Origin of the sequence: Caballeronia sp. (assembly GCF_049581465.1) — a bacterium.
Taxonomy (GTDB): domain Bacteria; phylum Pseudomonadota; class Gammaproteobacteria; order Burkholderiales; family Burkholderiaceae; genus Caballeronia.
In genome coordinates this window covers 1-2,510 of sequence record NZ_JBAUSA010000575.1, presented here as the reverse complement: position 1 = coordinate 2,510, position 2,510 = coordinate 1, and the positions used below count along the sequence as shown (strand labels likewise).

The 2,510-nt window shown below is 60.8% G+C and carries 2 protein-coding genes; both read left to right on the top strand.

Annotated elements, in window-relative coordinates:
* Nucleotides 1–279 (top strand): DUF4148 domain-containing protein (locus tag WCA53_RS14160; RefSeq protein ID WP_423911258.1); only part of this gene is annotated, 279 nt, incomplete at its 5' end.
* A 23-nt stretch (nucleotides 280–302) separates the two neighbouring features.
* Nucleotides 303–2,477 (top strand): FUSC family protein, encoded by a 2,175-nt coding sequence (locus WCA53_RS14155; protein ID WP_423911256.1) that lies wholly within the window; start codon nucleotides 303–305, stop codon nucleotides 2,475–2,477.
* The last annotated feature ends 33 nt before the right edge of the window (nucleotides 2,478–2,510 follow it).

Here is a 2,510-nt window from a genome sequence, read left to right as displayed (position 1 = left end):
CCGGTCGTGTCGTTTGCCCAGCAATCGAACGAGCCGGTTAGCCGTGCGCAAGTTCGAGCTGAACTCGTCCAGCTCGAAAAGGCGGGCTGGCACCCCTCCGTCGGTAGTGATCCTCACTACCCAGACGACATCATCGCTGCCGAAGCACGGGTGACTGCGCAAAACGGCACGGTAACCGACGTGGGTGGGGAAGTAGGCGGTTCGTCGGCTTCCGGCGCTCCCGCAGCCGTCCGGCCTGCAGGCAATGACGGCGTGAAATCGCTTTACGCCGGTCATTAATGGCTCACTAGGCGAGTCATTCCATGAGGAGCGAGAAGGCGGCGCAGCGCACCTGGGCTGGATCCCCACGATTGCAGGTCTGGGCGCGTGCGACAAAGATAATCGCCAGGCAGTGGATGGCCGACGACGGACTCCTCTGGCTACACCTGTTGAAGACGGTGAGCGCCGCGCTTCTCGCGATGGGCATCGCCATGCTGTTGCAACTGTCGAGCCCGCGCACAGCGATGACAACAGTGTTCGTCCTGATGCAGCCGTTGAGTGGCATGGTCCTGGCCAAGAGCTTTTATCGAGTCGTCGGAACCGCGACCGGAATGATCGCCGCGCTAGTGCTGGGCGGAATTTTCGCCCAGCAACCTGAGCTCTACATGCTCGGGATCACGCTATGGATCGGTGCGTGCACGGCCGCGGCAGTCCGCTATCGCCATTTTCGCTGGTACGCGTTCGTGCTTGCGGGATACACGGCCGCGTTGATCGGCATCCCGACCGTGATGGCGCCAAACGGCCTGTTCCTGGCAGCACTGACACGCGCTGCTGAAGTCATGATAGGCATTCTTTGTTCGAGCGCGATCAGCGCGCTAGTGCTGCCGCTGCATTCAAGTACGGCGCTCAAGCACACGTTGCGTACCCGGTACACCGGGTTTTCCGTCTTTGCGGCGAGCGTACTCAACGAACGAATTGCAGACAGCGTTTTCGAAACCCGGTTCGCGGATCTGGTCGATCAGATTGTTGGATTCGAAGCGGTGCGTAGCTTCGCTTCATTTGAGGATCCCAACATGCGCGTGCGCAGCAGACGGCTCGCGCGGCTCAATAGCGAATTCATGAACGCGTGTACGAGACTGCATGCGCTTCACCAGTTGGTGAAACGCATGAATGCGGGGCACGTGAACGCGGCCGTTGAGGCGGCATCGCCCTATTTTCGTGAGCTTTCAGGGTTGCTCGTCAAGCATCGCGATCCGATGAAGACCGATGAACTGAGCGCGGCGACCGCAGCCGTTGAACTCGGTCGCTTCCAGTCGACGTTGCCACAACGCGTAGGCGAGACGCGCCGCTCGTTTGAAGTGTCGGCGCCGGAACACTTGCTCGACTTCGATACGACGATGGAGCTTCTGTATCGCTTTGTCGATGAATTCCTGCGCTATACGCAGGCATACGCGTCGCTAGCCGACGCGAGCCACGCGCTTGAGCGATCCGTGACGAAATACGCCGTCAAGACCAACGCTTACGTCGTCGCTTTCACGTTCGTGCGTACTGTCGTGGCCGTTGCAGGCGTCGGGGCATTCTGGATCGCGACTGCATGGCCGAGCGGCGGCCTTGCCGTGATCGGGGTCGCGGTAACGTGTGCCCTCTGTTCGGCCTTGCCTGCGCCATCGAAATTCGCGGCTCAAATGGCGGGCGGCACGGCACTCGCGACCGTGGCGGGGTATGCGGTCACGTGCTATGTGTATCCGAACATCGAGGGCTTTGCATTGCTGTGTGCGGCCCTTGCGCCCCTGCTGGCCTTCGGCGCATTTCTGTCGACGCGTCCCAGCACGTCCGGCTACGGCGTCGGCTTTTGCGTTTTCTTTTGCCTGCTTGCGGGGCCAGACAACGTGATCGTCTATGAGCCGGGTCTCCTCATCAACAATGGCATCGCGCTGGTCGCATCGATGCTCGTCGCATGCCTCGTTTTCGCAGTGATTTTTCCGGCGCACATGCCGTGGCGGATCGAAAAGATCAAACGCGACCTTCGGCGACAAATGGTGCTCGCCTGCGAGGGAACGCTCAGCGGACTGAATCAGCGATTCCAGTCGAGCACGCACGACCTGATGTTCCAGCTACGCTTGCTCCTCAAAAAGCCCTCGGCACAGCATCGCGACGCGTTGCGGTGGATGCTCGTCATCCTCGAGGTCGGACACTCGGCAATCGATCTTCGCAACGAGACGCTGGACGCACCTTACGCGGCGCGATTGCAACCGCGGTGGCAGCCGAGCATTGATACGGTCAGGCGAGATCTGGCGGACCTGTTTGAGCGGCCAGGCGCGGATCGCCTCGCTCGCGCCCTGGCGTCCGTCGACGCGGCGATCGAGATCGCGCAGCCGCTGCGGGACTCGTTGCACGGGAATCGGGAAAGACGGCATCAAATGCAGCGAATACTAAGTTACCTGCACTTCATACGAACCGCGCTGCTCGATCGAGATTCGCCATTTTATGCGAACTGAAGGCGTGCTAAACGTCAGGCTCGTGCCTTGCAT

Excerpts from the sequence above, each read along its gene's own strand:
- WCA53_RS14155 (WP_423911256.1), top strand. The coding sequence starts at position 303 with ATGAGGAGCGAGAAGGCGGCGCAGCGCACCTGGGCTGGATCCCCACGA.